Origin of the sequence: Psychrobacter sp. APC 3281 (assembly GCF_030407815.1) — a bacterium.
GTDB lineage: Bacteria > Pseudomonadota > Gammaproteobacteria > Pseudomonadales > Moraxellaceae > Psychrobacter.
The window spans coordinates 77,292-96,593 of sequence record NZ_JASDCS010000009.1; the positions used below are offsets into that span (position 1 = coordinate 77,292).

The window sequence follows — 19,302 nt, forward strand, 5'->3', positions numbered from 1 at the left end:
CGTTCAATTATTTTAAATGTCCAGCTCTACTGAGCTGACACGTTTTAACTGTTTAGGATTTATCTATGACTATATCATCGCTAGATAGCGCTACTGTTACTTTACAACAGCTTATAGATGCCAATAAAAGCCAGCAGCAAAAACTGGCTGAGCAGCTTACAGCGATGATAGCAGCATCGATTCAGGAAGAATCCAATCAGGTAGGTTCAGATCAATCCCAGTCTATTGCCCATATTCCGTTTCAACAGTTTCGCTTGGACAATCGCCAATTGGAAGCGAATGACGTATTTGTCCTGTTAAAAAGTCAAACAGCCAATCCTCAAAAAAGTCGCGATTATCTACTACAAGCCGCTGAGCAAGCCGCGTTTATTCTCTCAGAAATTGACCCTATTGTTTTGCTTAGCGAAGCAGATAATTCCTCAAATACCACTAATGAACCGCAGACAGATAGTATTGCTAATGCACAGCAGCAACTAGCAGCATTACCATGCCCTGTATTGTACGTTCCTAATATTCGCGACTTTTTGGGTAGCTTAATTCAAGCGCGCCTGCAATATCAGCAGCCAGCGACTCTACCGACCGTGGTTGCGGTAACTGGTACAAATGGTAAAACAACCATCAGTCAATTAGTAGCACAGCTTACCCAGTTGATGGGTCAGAGTAGTGCGGTGATGGGTACGGCAGGTAATGGTCGACTTGGTGCTCTGGTGCAAGCCAGCCATACCACAGGCGATGCGTTAGCTGTCCAGCAGTTCTTATATCAAATGGGAACGGAGCAGGCAGAAATATTGGCATTAGAGGCCAGCTCTCACGGGTTGGATCAGCAACGTCTACAAGGTATGCCAGTCACTGTAGCGATTTATACCAATTTGAGCCGTGACCATTTAGACTATCATGCTGATATGGCAGAATATGCCGCTGCCAAAGCCAAGCTGTTTGATAAAGCCCATTTTCCAGATTTGACCCATGCCATTATTAATATCGATGATGAGCATGCTCAGGTTATGTTAGATATAGCAAATGATAGCGGTTTGACGGTATGGACATACAGTTTGGATTCATCAAAAACTGCTACTTTCGTTGCTGCTGATATCACGCCGAGTCTGCAAGGCGTCAAAATAAATCTGCGTACTGATTTTGGCGATGAGAAAGCTGACAACATAGAGGTTGTTAGTCCACTATTAGGTCGCTTCAATGTAGCCAATTTGCTCGCAGCGATCGCAGCTGTCGTAGCACTTGATACTGACTTGGCTATGAATATTGAACATATTGCGCCTGCTGTTGCACAGTTGCAAGGTGCAGTTGGGCGTATGCAGCGTGTATCATCAAATGATGGCTGCTTTATCGTTGATTATGCGCATACTCCAGATGCGCTAAGCCAAGTGCTAGCAAGTTTAAAAACCCACTGTAAAGGTCAGCTTTGGGCAGTATTTGGTTGCGGCGGAGATCGCGATGCAGGCAAGCGACCGTTGATGGCGCAAGCAGGTCTGGCAGGTGCTGATCAAGTTATTTTGACTGCGGATAATCCACGTACCGAAGACCCAAATGTAATTTTGCAAGATATGCAGGCTGGTATGACAGATGAGCAATATCAACGAACCCATATCGAGCCTGCCCGCCAAACCGCTATTGAATATGCAGTTAGTCACTCAGGTGTAGATGATATCGTGGTCATCGCAGGCAAAGGTCATGAAACCTATCAAGAGATTAACAACGTTCGCTATGATTTCGATGACAGTGTTGTTTTGCAGCAGGCATTGAAACAAGCTAGCCGTGTGTAGTTGATTGGCTTTCGATACATGTATTAGTAAAAATTGATCATTAAATATAAAAATTAAGTAGTCATCATATAAGGTAATCATTATGACAGCCGACACCGATAATACTGCCCAGTCGCAAGGGCTCTATGTCTGGCAAATGGACAATCTGCTCGCAGCGACCACGTCGCTCGATGGGCAGTGGCAACTACCACAAGGCCATGCAGCAGAACAGGCGGCCTTGTCTAGTAAACGTATAGCCACTGATACTCGCACGATAAAGCCAGGCGATATATTTTTAGCGCTAAGCGGCGACAATTTCGATGGTCACGATTATATCGAGACAGCAATATTAAAAGGTGCAGTTGCCGCTGTCGTCTCTCGTCCTATTTCGTTGTCCGGCCCAAATGCTATTCCGCAATTGGTGGTCAGCGATACCCGTCTGGCACTAGGTCAATTGGCAGCATATCGTCGTCAGCAGCATACAGATTTAACTGTGATTGCTATTACGGGCTCTAGCGGCAAGACTACTTGCAAAGAAATGCTTGGCAGTATTTTTGGTAGATTGGCACCGACCTTGATCACTCGTGGTAACCTCAATAACGATTTGGGTGTACCAATGATGTTGCTTGAGCTATCAGACCATCATCGTTATGCTATTTTAGAGTTGGGCGCAAACCATATTGGCGAGATTGCTTATACGACTGAAATTGTTCAGCCTGATGTGGCCTGTATCTTAAACATCGGTACAGCGCATTTGGGTGAGTTTGGTAGCCGTGAAGGCATCTGCCAGACCAAAGCAGAGATTTACCATACGTTGACGGACGCGCAGTTTGCGATTGTTCCTGATAAGGATGACTTTACCAATCAGTTGCGTCGTATCGCTGAAAAGCACACCTCACATGTGATTGGCTTTGGTAATACGGATGTAAGCGCAAGCCATCTAGACGTAGAGCCTGAACGTAGCGAATTTAAGCTACATATCGGTAACCAAGTCCATGATATCAACTTGCCATTGGCAGGTGAGCACAATGTCAATAATGCCTTGGCCGCTGCTGCCTGTGCACATGCGCTGAATATTGAGGTGAGCGACATCGTCATTGGGCTCGAAAATGCGCGTCCTGCTAAAGGTCGTCTAAATAGCCAGATACTTGGTATGCATCGTCTTATTGATGATACTTATAATGCCAACCCTCATTCGGTACGTGCCGCCGCCAAAGTATTGGCTGCGCAAACAGGTACGCAGGTCATGGTGCTGGGCGATATCGGTGAGCTAGGAGAGGCTGCTATTAGTGAACATCAAAGCTTGGGCCGTACTATCGCGACCACAGGTATCAACGTGCTGCTTTGTGTTGGCGAATATGCCCCTTATACCGTTGCAGGTGCGCAAGAGGTGTCTGATATCAGTGCTCATGCTTTTGCCGACAAAGACAGTTTATTACAGTATTTACAGCCGTATTTGCAAGCGCAACAAGCTAAGCCTTGTACTGTGTTGTTCAAAGGCTCTCGTTCCATGGGAATGGAAACACTTATTCATGCGCTAGTAGAGGAGTAGGCGGTGTTAGTTTGGTTGTTCGGCTGGCTTGGCCAGTATTATACGCCGTTTTCTGCGGTTTCTTCGTTGACGCTGCGAGCATTGCTTGCAGTTGTTACCGCCCTTGTATTTAGCATGATGTTTGGTGGCCGTGTCATTCGGCACTTGCGATCGCTCAAATATGGTCAGGCCATTCGTAATGATGGGCCTCAGTCGCATTTGGCCAAGACTGGTACACCAACCATGGGCGGGGTATTGATCCTAAGCGCGATTGGCATATCGACGCTGCTGTGGGCACGACTAAACAATCCTTATGTTTGGATTTTGCTCGTGGTTATGGTTATCTTCGGTGCCGTAGGTTGGGCTGATGATTGGCTAAAAATTAAGTATAAAGATCCAAAAGGCTTAATCGCTCGCAAAAAGTATTTTTGGTTATCTATGGGCGCACTGTTTGTCGGTGTGTCTTTGTATTATATCGCCACGCTACAACCCGATATCAATACCACGCGCGAGATGCAGGATTTGCTATTGCCAGTATTCAAAGACTGGATGATTCCATTTTCAGCGGTGCCATTTGGTATTGGCTTTATCATCTTTACCTATTTTGTGATTAATGGTGCTTCTAACGCAGTCAACCTAACCGACGGTTTGGATGGTTTGGCGATTTTGCCAGTTGTTCTCGTCGCTGCAGGTTTGGGCGCGATGGCCTATGTATCAGGCGATGTACGCTTTGCTGACTACTTGCATGTGCCTTATATTTCTTATAACTCCGAAGTTATCATCGTCTGTGGCTCAATGGTGGGAGCAGGCCTTGGTTTCTTATGGTTCAACGCGCATCCAGCACAAGTGTTTATGGGTGATGTTGGCGCGCTAGCATTGGGTGCAATGTTAGGTACTATCGCTGTGATGACCCGTCAAGAGATTGCCTTCGCGATTATGGGCGGTTTGTTTGTCGCAGAAGCGCTATCAGTGATGTTGCAAGTTGGCTCGTACAAACTGCGCAAGAAACGCGTCTTCCGTATGGCACCGCTGCATCATCATTTTGAAGAAATTGGCTGGAAAGAAACGCAAGTGGTAGCGAGATTCTGGATTATTGCCATTATCCTTGTCATCCTCGGGCTAATGACCTTGAAGCTGCGCTAGAAAAACAATCCTCAAATATACCTAACTTTCCTGCTTAGAAGCCACCTTAATGATTATTGAGGTGGCTTTTTATCGTTTAAGGCACACGAAATTTGTTAAAATGCGAAGCATATTGCTATCACTTTGGGATGCCCGTGTCGTTATTTATTTGTCCACTTTGTCAGTCACCGCTACAGCCCGCCGCAGATACTTGGCGCTGTGATGGTAGTTTGCACCCTAAGCAGACTTCACATCCCTTTGATGTAGCGCGTCAAGGCTATGTCAACCTGCTGCCAGTACAACAGAAAAAGTCCAAAGCCCCCGGTGATAGTCAAGAATCTATCGATGCGCGTAAACGGTTTTTGAATCATGGGCACTATGCACCGCTCCAAAACCTAATTAGCCAAAAAATGACAGAGTTATTGTCTAAAGATGAGCTAATAAACGAGCAAGATAACAAGCCAGTCAATTGGCTAGATATTGGCTGCGGTGAAGGCTATTACACGCAGGCAATGGCACAAATGGGATCGGATGTTATAGATACGCTGATAGCCGCTGACATCAGTAAGCCTGCAGTGGTTGAGCTGGCCAAAGTCAGTAAAGTAGCAGGTCGTCTATGGTATCAGATGCGTAAAGAAGATACTGCCAATACGACAGCGATCTATCCATTAGTGACCAGTGCTGCACATTTACCATTACGCCCGCACAGTATGACGGGTATTAGCAGTATTTTTAGCCCCATTTTGCCCGAGGCGTTTGATAATGTATTGATGGATGGTGGCTATTTAATCATTGCCAAACCTGATATCGGGCATTTGGCAACGATGCGTGATGCGCTGTTTGATGATGTACGTGAGCATGATTCTGATAAATTTTTGCAAGAATTGGCACCATATTTTACGTTGGTTGAGACCTGCCGTGTCAGTACAGAGCTAACGTTATCCGCAGAGGATTTGGCTGATTTGATGACGATGACACCTTATGCGTACCGTGCCCGCAGCGAAAAAAGGCAAGTACTATTGGCTGCCGTAGAAACAGCAGCATTTAGCACAGAGGCCAAGTTTGTGGTTTATATTTTGCAGAAAACATCTGTTTAGCACATTTAGAGCATAGCAGTATGGGGTATTGCTATGCTCGTTTTAAACATTAACCAGCAATTTCTAATGAGTTAGCTTTTTCAAATACCAGAAATATTGATATCAGTAAATTTGGCTTAACCGTTTCCGTATTTGCATTCTTTATCAATCAGCTAGTCATTCGCGTTTTTATAAATATCCTGTCTACGATGCTTACCGATAAAGCGTAAATACGCTGTCATTTAACCAAACATTACGCTAACACCTAACATGTCTTTAAGCGCGCATGCCCTCGTAACAATCGCAACCTTTCTTCAAGTTTCATAAATCTACTTAATACTAGAATCATTTATCATTCTCTTTGTCGATAGAGTAAAGCTTTATCACGATAGTTCATTTAACACTAAATGCATTATCTATAACGACTCTAAATATGAATTCAAAGGAATAAAATGATGAAAAAGATACTAGTTAGTTCGATTTTAGCCGCTACTGCTTGTTTGTCGATGGTGGGTCAAGCCAATGCTGCACCTAATTTTGATAAGCATCATTCAGCTCAAGTACAGCAACAAAAACACAGCAGCGATAAAGCGAGTAATAACTATAAGCATGCCAAAGCTAAGGCAGCAAAGTCACATCATAAAGCGAACGTAGTGGCTGCTAAGCACAAAGCAATAGCCAAAAATGTTCATGCTAAAAACAGCCACGACAAAAACAATCATGACCGTCGCTCGTAAAAACCCGATTTTACTATCCAAAAATAGCGCCTTAATGAGGCGCTATTTTTTTTGTTCTTATATGACACTATTGATCGTTACTAATTGAGCAAATGCTACTGACTGATAAACGTCATTGATTTGGATATGCCGCTTTTATTAGGCTGAGTGAGTGTGACTTTACTACTTAAAACATCGCCTTTGGCATTGATTTTATAGCACTCTGAAGACGTATCTGCAGCGTCAGAAGTCAAAAGTAGATTGCCTGAAGTTTTTATACAGAGCCACGCCGTGTTATTTGTATCTTGTGTGAGGGACCAGTCCTGCTTATAAGTGGCGGTTTTATGACGCATACTACTGTCAGCATATACGTTTTCAGTGATGAGCTGATTTGAGTCGCCCACCGTAGCTATCTTAGGGACACTTGTCGTTTGGTTAGCGATTGAATACTCACCCGTACTATCCGTAAAACCATGGAACACCAATGGGTCTAGCGTAAAATAATTGATAACGACTGACTGATCCGTGATCTGCTGATTCACTGTGTTGATTGTGCTGACTTCTGCGCCTTGTACCATTTTATTATTAAAGCGCATGCTGCCTTTAGGAGTGATTTGAATATTTGCGGCTACGCTTTGTCCGCCGACAGTGGCTACCAATTTTTCACTACGTTGTTTGGTATAGATATTGAGTAGGGCAGTCTCAACTGGGTATTGAGTGACCACTTTATCAGAGTTGTTATTTTGATTGGTATTATCTGTTGCCATCCCGCCCATGCCAGTAGCGCAAGCACTCAATCCGAGTCCTGCTACGATACACATTCCTAGTGTTTTCATCGTTGTATCCTTTAGTTTATTTAAATAAATACTACCGATATCTACTATAATCCAATTTTTGGACAATGGCATCTGCCGAGTATCAGAGACCCTATTGTGATTACATTTTTGTACGGAATAGCAATATTGACTAGCATTGATATAAAACTAGATTGAGCGCCACAGAAAAACTCAAAGCCTTTTCGTATAAGGGTCTAGGGATAAAATTAAGCTGATAATAAAACGAATCGTAATAGAATATCGAATCATTTTATGAGTCACTCTCAGTCCATGATACGAGTTTTTTAGCTTGGTCAATCAATGTGCTATTAGATATATATTTATTTATTAGATTCATACAACACACGGAATTAAGACTAAACAGAAGTGTTTCAGATAGCAGTAGAGAATGAGTATAGACTGAAAGTCTTACTATTAAACTGTCAAAAAATATTTAGAGAAGGGTAGAACAAGATAGAAAAACTGAGGCTTTGCTTACGCAAAATAAGATTGGCGGTGAAGGAGGGATTCGAACCCTCGATACGCTATGAACGTATACACACTTTCCAGGCGTGCGGTTTCAGCCACTCACCCACTTCACCGTTTTTTGAACGCCTAAGTATAGCGGATACCATTTAAAATGTCACGACTTGCGCGCTATCTTTCTTTATTGGCAAGCGCCTGCTAGGATAGCAAGTATGTAACGGCAAGTATAAATGGTTGAAAGTTGAATGATAAGTTTTAGTAGGCTTAAGTACGGATGTAAGAATAGTGCGATGATGGCAGTATTGCTTGTCGCGACGGGTATTACCCAAGCGCACGCTGATGATCTAATCCAGTGTAGCCAGTCTTTTTATGGGGGTGTTTATCCTGAATTTACCAATACCAAGCTAAAAAAAGACACACAAGCATTATGCATGGATGGCTTTGCGGTGATGTACTCAGGGGTATCGCGTACACCGCTATGGTCAGCAGAATATCTCGATCGCACACGTCTGCAACAAGCTAAGCAGATTGATCGTGAAGATAGCTTTCATGAAGAAAGTAAGCTACCAAAGTCAGCACGAGCCTCATTATCTGATTATTCAGGCTCTGGCTATGATCGAGGACATTTGGCACCCAATGCCAATATGGCCAATCGCAGCCAGCAGTACGATAGTTTTAGTTTAGCCAATATTGCCCCGCAGTCACCACGTAACAATCGCTACATTTGGCGTAATATTGAATCTGTCACTCGGCATTTAACGCAGCAATACGGTGAGGTGTATACCATTACAGGTGTGGCATTTACAGATAAAAAAACCAAGCAGATCGCTAATCGTGTCCTTGTGCCTAGCCATTTCTTCAAAGCTGTATATATCCCAGCAACCAATCAAGCAGGCGCGTATTACGCACCAAATGATGAGTCAGAACGCATCGACGTAATTAGTATCGATGAGCTAACCACTGAGATTGGCATCGATGTATTACCTATGCTAGATAATCAGTCCAAATCTCAAGCGTTTGATTTACCATTGAAGGTAGGTGAGAGCTCAAATACCCCCGAGGCGCCAGTGGAGGAGCCTGAGTGGATGCTGTTTGTGTGGGCTATTTTAGAATGGTTAATTGCACAGTTGCAGGCTTAATTTGACAGTAAGACCCAAAAATAACCTCATTTTGAAAAAAATAAATGTTACTGATAATAAGGATAATTAAATGATTGAGCCATTCGCCAACGACCATCAAAGCATGCAGATTGGTGATCTTGTCATTGAAAATCAAAAAGACAAGATTATTATATATGGTGATATTGATCTCACTTTTGATGAGTTAGGATATGAGCAAGCCCAACAGCTACATGAGCTGTCGGGGAAAATCGTACAAGCATTTGCAGATAAAAATCTATATAGCAAGAACAATGCTAAGTCAAAGGAAAATGATGACCAATTAGGTAAAGATATCGACAATCCTTTCCTATAAGTCTTTGATATGGTTTTATTTTTATAGAAATAAGAAACTGTAAAAAAATTACTAGGCAAAACCTAAAAATTGCTTATAATGAATTAAGACATCGCTTGTGTCGCTCGAATCTTTAACCAAAAGCTTATAAGTTGTCATGGTAACTATCATTTAAAAAGGTCGAAGCCGTAAAGCTCGTAATGAAAGGTTCTAGCAAAGGATAAGCATAGGACAACAGAAACATAACGTTTCGAGTAATCATTGTATGAAGGGAGTCAATCTATGAAATTATTTACAAAGACCACTTTAGCAGTTGCTGGTATTGGTATTGCTAGCATGGCATTCGCCGCTGACCCATTAGCCAACACTACTTGGCAGACATATGATGATGGTGAACCAAAAGGTACGGTAAAAATCACTGAGTCAAATGGTGTTCTGACCGGTACTCTTATTGCTGCCAATACTGCGAAAGGCAAGAAGCACGTTGGTACGACCATTATTAGAGGTCTAAAAGCTGACGGTGGTGGTAAATATAGTGGTGGTACGATTACTGATCCAGCAAAAGGTAAAGACTATCGTATGACTGCAAGCTTAAGCGGCAACACATTAAAGCTAAAAGGCTATATCGGTCCATTCTCTCGTAGCCAAGAGTGGAAAAAGAAATAAACTAAAAAATTAGTTTTAGCGTAATACATAAAAATCCCGCGTTACCGAAAGGTCTCGCGGGATTTTTACGTTTTAGATTTAAGCTTATATTTCATATATTCAATGGGGGAGAACTTTAAACACTAAAATTATAAACGCCGATACTACAGTAGGTAGTATCAGCGTATTTAACAGCAATCTTTAGCTTACTTCAAAGGAACTTATCTTATAAATTCTGGGTAAGCTTCCATACCGCATTCTGCAATATCAGCACCTTCGTATTCATCTTCTTCAGAGATACGTAGACCGATAACCAGCTTGATAATAGACCAAACCACTAGGCTGGCAATGAATACCCAAGCAAAGATGGTTGCAGCGCCCACAATCTGACCGATAAAGGTAGATGCTGGGTTAGTGATAGGTACAATTAGCAAACCAAATAGGCCGACCACACCATGAACTGAGATTGCACCAACTGGATCATCAATCTTGATTTTGTCTAAGGCTAAGATTGATAACACTACAATTATACCGGCGATAACACCAAAGATAGTGGCTTGTAATGCAGAAGGGGTTGAAGGCTCAGCAGTAATGGCTACTAGACCAGCTAGTGCACCGTTTAGGAGCATAGTTAGATCCGCTTTACCAAAGATGATGCGAGCTAAGATCAAGGCACCGACAGCACCGCCAGCAGCAGCAGCATTAGTGTTCAAAAATACCATTGCAACAGCATTAGCACTAGCGATGTCGCCTAATTTAAGCACTGAACCACCGTTGAAACCGAACCAACCCATCCACAAGATTAGTGTACCGAGTGCCGCCAATGGTAGGTTGGCACCAGGAATAGCACGTATCTCGCCGTTAGGGCCATATTTACCTTTACGTGAGCCTAATAGTAGTACACCTGCTAGAGCTGCTGCTGCACCTGCCATATGTACAATACCAGAGCCTGCAAAGTCAGAGAAGCCCATGTCGCCTAGGTTAAATAGGCCAAAGACATCGTTGCCGCCCCATGTCCAGCTACCTTCTAATGGGTAGATAACACCAGTCATGACCACAGCAAACAATAAGAATGACCACAGTTTCATGCGCTCAGCAACAGCACCTGATACGATTGACATACAGGTCGCTACAAAGACTACTTGGAAGAAAAAGTCTGATGCGGCAGAGTAGACAGAGTCGCCACCGAAGCCGTTTTCAGCAGAGGCTGCTAGGGCGTCTTCTACTAACGTATCACCGCCTGCAATTCCGCTTAAGAATAGATCGCCACCATACATAATCGCATAGCCGCATACCATATACATGATGCTAGCCGTTGCAAATAGTGCAACGTTTTTGGTTAAGATTTCGACTGTATTTTTTGATCGGACCAGTCCGGCCTCTAACATAGTGAAGCCTGCTGCCATCCACATGACCAACGCACCACATATCAAAAAGTAAAACGTATCGAGCGCATATTGGAGCTCAAAGATTTGACTTTCCATTTAAATTCCCCCTTGAATTTATAATATAGATATCGGCATTACCGATAGATAAAAATGCTGTAAGAGTCTGTACCTATAAGTTTATGCCCGTAGGTAGGTCTTCAAATTTAGATAGCGTCAGGTCCCGTTTCACCCGTACGGATACGGATAACTTGCTCAAGTGCAGTGACGAAAATCTTGCCATCACCAATCTTACCAGTGCTAGCGATACGAGTGATTGCCTCGATAGCAGGCTCAACCATCTCGTCGATCACAGCGACTTCGACTTTTACTTTAGGTAAAAAGTCCACCACGTATTCTGCGCCGCGATAGAGCTCTGTATGACCTTTTTGACGACCGAAACCTTTGACTTCAGTGACAGTGACACCTTTAACACCGATGTCGGAAAGCGCTTCACGCACGTCGTCGAGCTTAAACGGTTTTAAGATCGCAGTGATTAGCTTCATAAAAAATTCCTTATTTGTGTGATGCCGCAGATTGATAGAAGTACTATGGTGCATCATCATATCTCTGCCTTGCTTACTGTAAGTTATTCAAGAACCGTGCCAACCTACTCAAGGGGGGAGGTAGAATTGGCGTTGTTCATTAAAAAGTAATGACAGTAGTAACATAGAATATGGGCTACGATGCAACGATTAGAGCCATCGCTACAAGCATAATAAAGGTGAATCAATCTTTAGCGTTTGGTTAACGAAAACTTTATTATAACCAACTTTTTGAGTGCTTGGGGAGGCTATCCCTTTATTTCATGTGACGATTTGCTAACTTGAGTTTGGTCGTTAGCTTGGCCTTTTCATGCAAGCGTATCAAAGATGAATGGCGAGAAGGTAGAGAGAAAGTAGAGATAAGCGATAGAGCCTAACATAGTAGTTAGACCCCTGTGCTTAGGTAGATAAAGGGTTTGGGCGTGTTTATATATACGTCGTTAGGCTTTAGGAAATAATAGATAAGGGGTTTTTGTGCTGACCAATAGCTTTTTTGTATCGCTACCTTGTAGTAATTCGCGTAGACGAGATTGGCCAAAAGCCCCAGTCATAAGTAAACCGATATCATGTTGGTTTTGATAGTAGTTCAAAGCTGCTGCAACATCACGGCAGTCAAGCAATGTCTTTTTGGATTTAATACCCGCCTGTTTGAGTTTGGCGTAGGCTTCACGCAACGCATCACAGTTATCAGAAGTTTCCTTGCCAACCATTACAATATGAACCGTTAGTGCACGCACCAGTGGCGTTTTACACAGCCAATTTAGTAGTTTATGGCACGTTGGACTGTTATCAAACGCAAATAAAGCGGTAGTAGGGGGCAAAAATGGTGCATGTGTCACCAAAATGGGGCAGTGGCTGACTCGAATGAGTTGGCTCAGCGTTGATTTGCAAGTGACATGATGACCTATAACGATCAATTGTGCTTGGTCATCAACGTAATCAATGCTTTGATTGAGGTTCTCATGACGATGCAATGTGTATGTCTTTAGCTTATGGCGTTGCTGTTCACAATACGAGGTTGCTTGAGATAATAGCAATCGGCCCTGTGCTTTTAGCTCACAGTTGCTTAGATGTTCTTTGGATGTGAACTGTTCGAGCAAAGCATTTTCGTCATCAATATTGAGGCAACCAGAATAATTAATAGCGGCTTTTTGCTGCAAGCTCGGCATTGAGTGCAATAAGCCAACAGGCGCGCGCAGGCGAATAGAAGCCCACATACTGGCCTCTAGTACCGCTTGAACATGATCAGGACAGTCCAAGCAAGCAATCACACTATCTGGTTTTAAATTACTCATAAAACGACCACATCATTTTAATAATAAAAATCTGCTATCTCAGTTTAGGGTTGGCGTATGAAAAATACATCCAACCCTTTTACCAATATAACTGTCTATTAATATCCGATATATTAGCCATGGACTAATAATATAGCCACATGGCAACCGCGTAGATTCGCTTAGCAGTTTCGCTTAGTCTAACAAGCCAATGTCTCGGCGGTCATGAACAGAGAAGCGATCAATCAGTGTTCGACTCGCATTGTTGAGTCCTACCACTTTGACATCAATGCCTTCACGTTGCAAGCGCATCACTAGCTTGTCTAAGGTATCAACAGCGCTGACATCCCAAAAATGCGCTTGGCTTACATCAATCTGAATACTATCTACAGCTTCTTTAGTATCAAAACTATGTAGGAATTGGGTGGTAGAAGCAAAGAATACCTGCCCTTGAACATAATAGTAGCGAGTGTTGCTGCTGTCATCATATTCACTAAAGATGGTTAAGAATTGACCAATTTTATTGGCAAATGCCAAGGCAGATAGTAAGACACCTACGCCGACACCGTAAGCTAAGTTGTGAGTAAAGACGGTAGTCAATACAGTCGCTAGCATAACGATATTGAACGACATTGGATGCGTTTTAAACTCGCGAATAGATTGCCAGTTAAACGTACCAATCGATACCATAATCATGACTGCAACTAGGGCCGCCATTGGAATTTGGCTGACCCATTCGCTCAAGAATACTACCATGATAAGAAGAACAACACCGGCCATCAAGGTAGATAGACGCGTACGACCACCCGATTTGACGTTGATCATTGACTGACCAATCATCGCACAGCCTGCCATACCACCAAAGAAACCTGACACGACGTTAGCCATACCTTGTCCACGACACTCTTTGTTTTTATCACTTGGTGTATCGGTCAATTCATCGACGATTGTCGCTGTCATCATAGACTCTAAAAGACCAACGATGGCAAGCGCGATAGAGTATGGTGCAATAATCAGCAAGGTATTTAGGTTTAATGGAATGTCAGGCAACAAGAATACTGGTAATGAATCTGGCAAATCACCCATGCTACCAACGTTGCGAATATCAAGATTCATATACATTGCAACAGCAGTCAAACCTACAATACAAATAAGTGGTGAAGGAACGATGCGACCGATTTTAGGGATAAGTGGAAACAGATAAATAATCGCCAAACCAGCTGCCGTCATGATGTAAACGGTCATGCCGACACGCTCAGTCATTGGGTTCAGTTCTGGTAATTGCGCAGCAAAAATCAATATTGCTAAAGCATTGACGAAACCGATAACCACTGAGCGAGAAACAAAGCGCATCAGATTACCAAGCTTTAGAATGCCCATCACGACCTGAATGGCACCGCAAAGCAAAGTTGCGGCAAGCAAATATTGCAGACCGTGGTCAGCAACCAAATCGACCATGACCAATGCCATAGCGCCAGTTGCTGCCGAGATCATACCTGGACGACCACCGACAAAACTGATCACTACGGCGATACAAAATGAGGCATATAAGCCAACCTTTGGATCAACACCAGCGATAATAGAAAAGGCAATGGCTTCTGGAATAAGGGCTAGGGCTACAACCAAACCCGATAAAACGTCACCGCGAACATTGGAAAACCACTCGTCACGCAAGTTATCAATAAAAGATGTCATAAGTAAACTACATAGGGTTAGAGGCAAAAAAAGTAATCATTACTCATTTATAAAATGATCGCGTCGCTAATAATAGCTATTCATTTTTCTTTTACTTCAACATGCACTAGGTCATGTTGCTGTGTTGAATTGTGAGAAATTAATAACCAAGATATCTAACTAATAACCGAGGTATCTAACTAATAACTAAGGTATCTACTGATTTTTTTGGTATCAAAAATACGCTCATCAATAATCAATACGATGATAAGGGCAGTAAATTACCTAAAAATATTTTTTAAAAGATTGCTTAAAATAGGCAACTAGATAGATGTACCTACAATAATATATAGAGTCAGCAATCACTTGCTGTAGTAGAAGGTGATATATCACTCGTCAAATTATCAAAATTGTCTGATACACCCTTATCACAACAAGAATCGTTGATGAAGAGGCGTGACAATAGCGCGATAAATGTGACAACATGCTAAACTAAAATGCTTGAGCAATGTGCTCAGCAAAATACTGATAAATATTAATCAAGCTGACTATTATAGCATTAGCCACTTAATATAAAAACAGGCGAATAATAGCATAAACTCATAAAAAATCATTACCGAAATCTGAACGATGGCGTTAAGATGCTGCATATCTTAGCGGCGTCGTTTAGAGTCGCTATACAGCAGATTTATTTGATACAACTTTTCTCGTTTAATAGAAGGAATAGATATGACCACTAATACAGCAACAGAAGCCTTACTTCATAAGGGTAGTGGTCTACAAGTCGTGGTGGGTTTGGGGCAGTCTGGATTGTCAGTCGCGCATTATCTGGCCAAGCAAGGCTATCAAGTCGCAGTCACTGATGCTCAAGTTGCCCCTAAATTGGCCGATCAGTTGCCAGCCGAGATAAATATTCGTCAGTTTGGTGCGATAGATGCCGATTTATTGCAGCAAGCAGCACGTATTATTATTAGCCCAGGTATTTCTCTTGAGACTGCCGCTGTAGCTGCTGCTCGCCAAGCCAATATTCCTGTAGTTAGCGATATTCAACTGTTCTGTGAAGCGTGTACCGCACCCATCGTAGCGATTACAGGTTCTAACGCTAAAAGTACGGTCACTACGTTAGTTGGTCAAATGGCGGCAGATGCTGGCGTTAATGTGGGTGTCGGCGGCAATATCGGTGTACCAGCTTTAACATTGCTAGACAATTCTGATATGGAACTTGCGGTACTTGAGCTGTCTAGTTTCCAATTAGAAACCGTCACCAACTTGGGCGCAAAAGTAGCGACTGTGCTCAATATGTCGCCTGATCATTTAGATCGTCATGGAGATATGCTTGGCTACCATCAAGCCAAACATCGTATTTTCCAAGGTGCCAAGTCGGTGATGATTAACCGTGAAGATGCACTCACTCGTCCATTGGTCGCAGACAACCTACCGAGAATTAGTACGGGTATTCATGCCCCTGATAAAGGTCAGTATGGTCTGATTACCGATACAGAAGGCCAAACTTATCTTGCTCGTGGTACAGAACGATTACTGTCGGCAGACAAACTGTTGATTAAAGGTCGTCATAATCTACTGAATGCGCAAGCGGCTCTGGCCCTTGGTGAGCTTGCAGGATTACCGCTAGAGAGCATGCTAACCACTTTACAGCAGTTCACAGGTCTTGAGCACCGCTGCCAATATGTGGCAAATGCTGCTAGCATTGATTATTTCAACGATTCTAAAGGCACCAATATTGGTTCGACCATGGCCGCTATCGAAGGCTTAGGCGCAGTCTATGCGCCAAAAGACGGTAAGCTATTATTGATCTTAGGTGGGCAAGGCAAAGGGCAACAGTTTGGTGAATTAACGCCTTTTATCAATCAATACGTGAGCCAAGTTTTGTTCATTGGTGAAGATGGCGAGCAGATTGAACAACATCTAAGAGCTGCGAAATTGAGTGATGATATTGCGCTACATCAGTGTCAGACATTAGAGAATGCGTTTGCGACTATTCAACAAGTCACTACCAGTAGTTTATCGCAAGTGCAGGCTGTGTTGTTGTCACCTGCCTGCGCCAGCTTTGACCAATATAGTGGTTATGCGGCTCGCGGTGACCACTTTAGCCAACTGGTCAATCAATTAGACACCGCACAATCAGAAGCTTGATAGGTAGTCGAATATATTAAGCAGCTATATAGATTGGCATAGCAGATGTCTCTTCTCTAGCAACAGCCAGTATTTTCTGGATAAATGATTGTTTTGCTTATAGATTGCTGCTACTGTCAAGCATATAATCCTGATTGCTGAAATAGGTGCTAGCTAAGGCGTTTGCCGATGGTTACAGGTTTTCTATCACCATCTATTTAGTACGATTTATTTTATGATTTTTTAAACGGTGGCGTTTCATAGACGCCGTGTTTTTTCGTTTGTTAGTGTATATAAAATTATGGCGCTCTCTTCTTTTTTTCGTTCCTCGCCCCAAACCAAGCAAACCTCTGGCTCAGATGGTGTTCTGTCTATGCCATCAGCGCGCGCAATTTTGTTATCAAGCGTCGGCTGTATGATGGTGCTTAGTCTGCTGATGGTTGCTTCTGCTTCTATCCCTTTTGCGCTTAGCCGCGGTATGACCGAGCTGTATTTTTTCAAGAATCAGCTGTTGTATATGACGATTGGTTTAATCGTTGCGGTCATTCCTTATTATGGCGTGTCTTTACGCACACTTTATAAGACCGAGACTCAGTTTGCTTTGTTAGGCATCACGGGGCTATTACTTGTTGCCACGTTGTTTAGCACACCAATCAATGGTTCCAAACGCTGGCTTACGGTAGGTGGTTTTAACTTTCAGGTAGCCGAGTTAGCTAAACTGGTCATGATTGTGTTTGTATCTGACTTTGTGGTGCGCCGATCTTTTGAAGTTCGTAATGGCCTAGATGGTTTCTTACGAATTATGTTGGTAGTCGCGCTGATAACGATACTGCTATTGTCGCAGCCAGACTTTGGTTCTTTTGTCGTCATTATTGGTACGCTGTTCGCGATTTTTTATATCGCTGGGGCACCTTACAAGCATTTCTTAGCCTTGGGTGCTGCTGCTGTTGGCGGTGCAGTGTTGATGGTGACTACGGCAGAGTACCGATTGGTACGTGTGATGTCGTTTATGGATCCATTTGACGATGTACAAGATACCGATTATCAGCTGGCACGTAGTTTGATCGCCTTTGGTCGTGGGCAGTTCACGGGTGTCGGCTATGGCGAAAGTGTACAGAAACTGTCGCATTTGCCTGAGGCACATACGGATTTCCTATTAGCCATTACGGGTGAAGAGTTAGGGTTCGTCGGTGTCAGCATGGTACTGATACTTGAAGCGTTAATTATCGGTAGTGCGATGCGGATCAGTTACAACGCGCTCAAACGCCGTCAAATGCGCATGAGCTATACCGCTTTCGGTATTGGTGTAGTATTTATTGCCCAGACGATTATTAACGCTGCGATGAATATGGGCGCCATTCCAACCAAAGGTTTGACTATGCCGTTCTTTAGTTATGGCGGATCGTCTATGTTGATTAGTTTGGTTATGGTCGCGCTATTATTGAAAATATATAAAGAAAGCCCTGAAATAGAAAAAAGCCAATGCCGTTACTATTAATAGGTTTTGCATACAATGGGCTTGGCATAATGTAACTTTAAGATTTCGGTAAATAGTGTTGCGAACTATTGGAATAAAAGCGTCACTCATAGTGGCGCTTTTTATTGTCTATTTATAGCTTTTGAACTCTTATCAGTAGGACAAGTTTAACTGTTGCTTGCCTTGTAGTGGGGTATTGTCCCATTGAGCAATGGCTTGTTTAAGCATATTTTCTGGGGTATCGCTATCGACCTTTGCTTGCTGTAATAGTGATAGGGCTTCAGTAATAAGTTGGCTCGGATCTGATGTGTCGATTGGTTGAGCAAGGTTTTGCTTAGAGAGCTTTTGGCCGTCAGCATTATTAATTAATGGCAGATGATACCATTGGTCAATAGTAGGTAGGCGCGCGGCTTGCATGATACCGATTTGCGCCGTCGTCATAGGTAGGATATCAAGACCACGCATGATATGAGTAACCTGCTGTAGACCATCATCGAGGCTGGCTGCCAGTATATAGTTAATCATGCCATCCTGACGACGAGCGACCATATCGCCTAACGTCTGCTGCGGATTATCCCATTGCAATCCCTGAATACCGTCATTGAAGCCAATCCGATAGTCTGGTAGCTGAATACGTAGCTTATGCTGCTGTCTATCAAGGTCAGCTGACACACAGCGACGTGGATAGCGCTGCCGATTTGGCTGTACTTGGTCAATTGATGAAACTTGTTCGTTTAATGATTGGTCGGTCAGCGCAGCTAAGCTGGCAAGACTATGGTTTCTACTTATCTCTTCTTGCGCCCAGTACTGTTCTAAGTCTTTACGAGAGCATTGGCAACCATAGGTCAACGGCCGCAGGTATGATGATAGATAATCGTTATAGATATCAATGCGCTCAGACTGATAAATAACATCACCATCCCAATGTAGCCCAAGTGCCTCAAGATCCATCAAAATTTGCTCAGTGAACTGCCTGTCACAGCGTTCAGTATCAGTATCTTCCATACGCAGCAGCCATTTACCACCGGTTGATTTGATATGGCAAAAGCTAGCAAGCGCAGTGGTTAGAGAGCCGAGATGTAACTCACCCGTTGGCGAAGGCGCAAAGCGGCCAATGGGCTGTGATGGTGGCGTTTGAGTCGGCATGGCGGTAGGCATTGTTTTCAAAATAA

At 43.1% G+C, this 19,302-nt stretch carries 16 protein-coding genes and 1 tRNA gene; 10 read left to right on the plus strand and 7 right to left on the minus strand.

What is annotated here, in order from left to right; genetic code table 11:
• Positions 1–65 precede the first annotated feature (65 nt).
• The 5 genes from QL886_RS09375 to QL886_RS09395 all read left to right on the plus strand — a co-directional run bounded on the left by QL886_RS09375 (position 66) and on the right by QL886_RS09395 (position 6,226).
• Entirely contained in the window at positions 66–1,781 is a 1,716-nt protein-coding gene (locus tag QL886_RS09375) for a UDP-N-acetylmuramoyl-L-alanyl-D-glutamate--2,6-diaminopimelate ligase (RefSeq protein WP_290178512.1), read from the plus strand.
• Positions 1,782–1,863: 82 nt separating this feature from the next.
• Positions 1,864–3,312, plus strand: a complete 1,449-nt coding sequence (gene murF / locus QL886_RS09380; RefSeq protein WP_290178513.1) for a UDP-N-acetylmuramoyl-tripeptide--D-alanyl-D-alanine ligase — start codon at positions 1,864–1,866, stop codon at positions 3,310–3,312.
• 3 nt (positions 3,313–3,315) lie between these two features.
• Complete coding sequence (gene mraY, locus QL886_RS09385; RefSeq protein ID WP_290178515.1) at positions 3,316–4,434, plus strand: phospho-N-acetylmuramoyl-pentapeptide-transferase; 1,119 nt, start codon at positions 3,316–3,318, stop codon at positions 4,432–4,434.
• 128 nt (positions 4,435–4,562) lie between these two features.
• Positions 4,563–5,510, plus strand: a complete 948-nt coding sequence (locus tag QL886_RS09390; protein ID WP_290178516.1) for a putative RNA methyltransferase — start codon at positions 4,563–4,565, stop codon at positions 5,508–5,510.
• Positions 5,511–5,941: 431 nt separating this feature from the next.
• On the plus strand, positions 5,942–6,226 hold the full coding sequence (locus QL886_RS09395; RefSeq protein WP_290178517.1) for a hypothetical protein: 285 nt from the start codon (positions 5,942–5,944) through the stop codon (positions 6,224–6,226).
• Positions 6,227–6,321: 95 nt separating this feature from the next.
• On the opposite strand, the gene QL886_RS09400 is transcribed toward QL886_RS09395, so the two are convergent.
• Both QL886_RS09400 and QL886_RS09405 read right to left on the minus strand, forming a co-directional pair.
• Positions 6,322–7,041 carry a hypothetical protein gene (locus QL886_RS09400; RefSeq protein ID WP_290178518.1) on the minus strand — a complete coding sequence of 240 codons (720 nt, stop codon included), beginning with the start codon at positions 7,039–7,041 and terminating at the stop codon, positions 6,322–6,324.
• Positions 7,042–7,531: 490 nt separating this feature from the next.
• Positions 7,532–7,622 (minus strand) — tRNA-Ser (locus QL886_RS09405).
• A gap of 177 nt (positions 7,623–7,799) precedes the next feature.
• Here QL886_RS09405 and QL886_RS09410 point away from each other — a divergent pair.
• The 3 genes from QL886_RS09410 to QL886_RS09420 all read left to right on the plus strand — a co-directional run bounded on the left by QL886_RS09410 (position 7,800) and on the right by QL886_RS09420 (position 9,624).
• The gene (locus QL886_RS09410) at positions 7,800–8,645 is read left to right on the plus strand and encodes a DNA/RNA non-specific endonuclease (RefSeq protein ID WP_290178519.1); all 846 of its coding nucleotides are present in this window, start codon (positions 7,800–7,802) and stop codon (positions 8,643–8,645) included.
• 70 nt (positions 8,646–8,715) lie between these two features.
• Positions 8,716–8,979 (plus strand): hypothetical protein, encoded by a 264-nt coding sequence (locus QL886_RS09415; protein WP_290178520.1) that lies wholly within the window; start codon positions 8,716–8,718, stop codon positions 8,977–8,979.
• Between the two features lie 261 nt (positions 8,980–9,240).
• Positions 9,241–9,624, plus strand: coding sequence for a DUF2147 domain-containing protein (locus tag QL886_RS09420; protein WP_057762037.1), 384 nt, complete (start codon positions 9,241–9,243; stop codon positions 9,622–9,624).
• A 200-nt stretch (positions 9,625–9,824) separates the two neighbouring features.
• On the opposite strand, the gene QL886_RS09425 is transcribed toward QL886_RS09420, so the two are convergent.
• The 4 genes from QL886_RS09425 to QL886_RS09440 all read right to left on the minus strand — a co-directional run bounded on the left by QL886_RS09425 (position 9,825) and on the right by QL886_RS09440 (position 14,541).
• The gene (locus tag QL886_RS09425; protein ID WP_057762031.1) at positions 9,825–11,087 is read right to left on the minus strand and encodes an ammonium transporter; all 1,263 of its coding nucleotides are present in this window, start codon (positions 11,085–11,087) and stop codon (positions 9,825–9,827) included.
• Between the two features lie 107 nt (positions 11,088–11,194).
• Positions 11,195–11,533: a P-II family nitrogen regulator gene (locus QL886_RS09430; protein ID WP_010197981.1), complete on the minus strand. Its 339-nt coding sequence runs from the start codon at positions 11,531–11,533 to the stop codon at positions 11,195–11,197.
• Positions 11,534–12,012: 479 nt separating this feature from the next.
• Positions 12,013–12,867 (minus strand): universal stress protein, encoded by an 855-nt coding sequence (locus QL886_RS09435; RefSeq protein ID WP_102092102.1) that lies wholly within the window; start codon positions 12,865–12,867, stop codon positions 12,013–12,015.
• A gap of 174 nt (positions 12,868–13,041) precedes the next feature.
• A complete protein-coding gene (locus tag QL886_RS09440; protein ID WP_057762027.1) occupies positions 13,042–14,541 on the minus strand; it encodes a SulP family inorganic anion transporter in 1,500 nt (499 codons plus the stop codon).
• A gap of 708 nt (positions 14,542–15,249) precedes the next feature.
• Between QL886_RS09440 and murD the strand changes: the two genes are divergently transcribed.
• Positions 15,250–16,674: a UDP-N-acetylmuramoyl-L-alanine--D-glutamate ligase gene (gene murD, locus QL886_RS09445; protein ID WP_290178521.1), complete on the plus strand. Its 1,425-nt coding sequence runs from the start codon at positions 15,250–15,252 to the stop codon at positions 16,672–16,674.
• 280 nt (positions 16,675–16,954) lie between these two features.
• Positions 16,955–18,151, plus strand: a complete 1,197-nt coding sequence (locus QL886_RS09450) for a putative peptidoglycan glycosyltransferase FtsW (protein ID WP_182176715.1) — start codon at positions 16,955–16,957, stop codon at positions 18,149–18,151.
• Between the two features lie 132 nt (positions 18,152–18,283).
• On the opposite strand, the gene gluQRS is transcribed toward QL886_RS09450, so the two are convergent.
• A complete protein-coding gene (gluQRS, locus tag QL886_RS09455) occupies positions 18,284–19,288 on the minus strand; it encodes a tRNA glutamyl-Q(34) synthetase GluQRS (protein WP_290178573.1) in 1,005 nt (334 codons plus the stop codon).
• Positions 19,289–19,302: the final 14 nt, after the last annotated feature.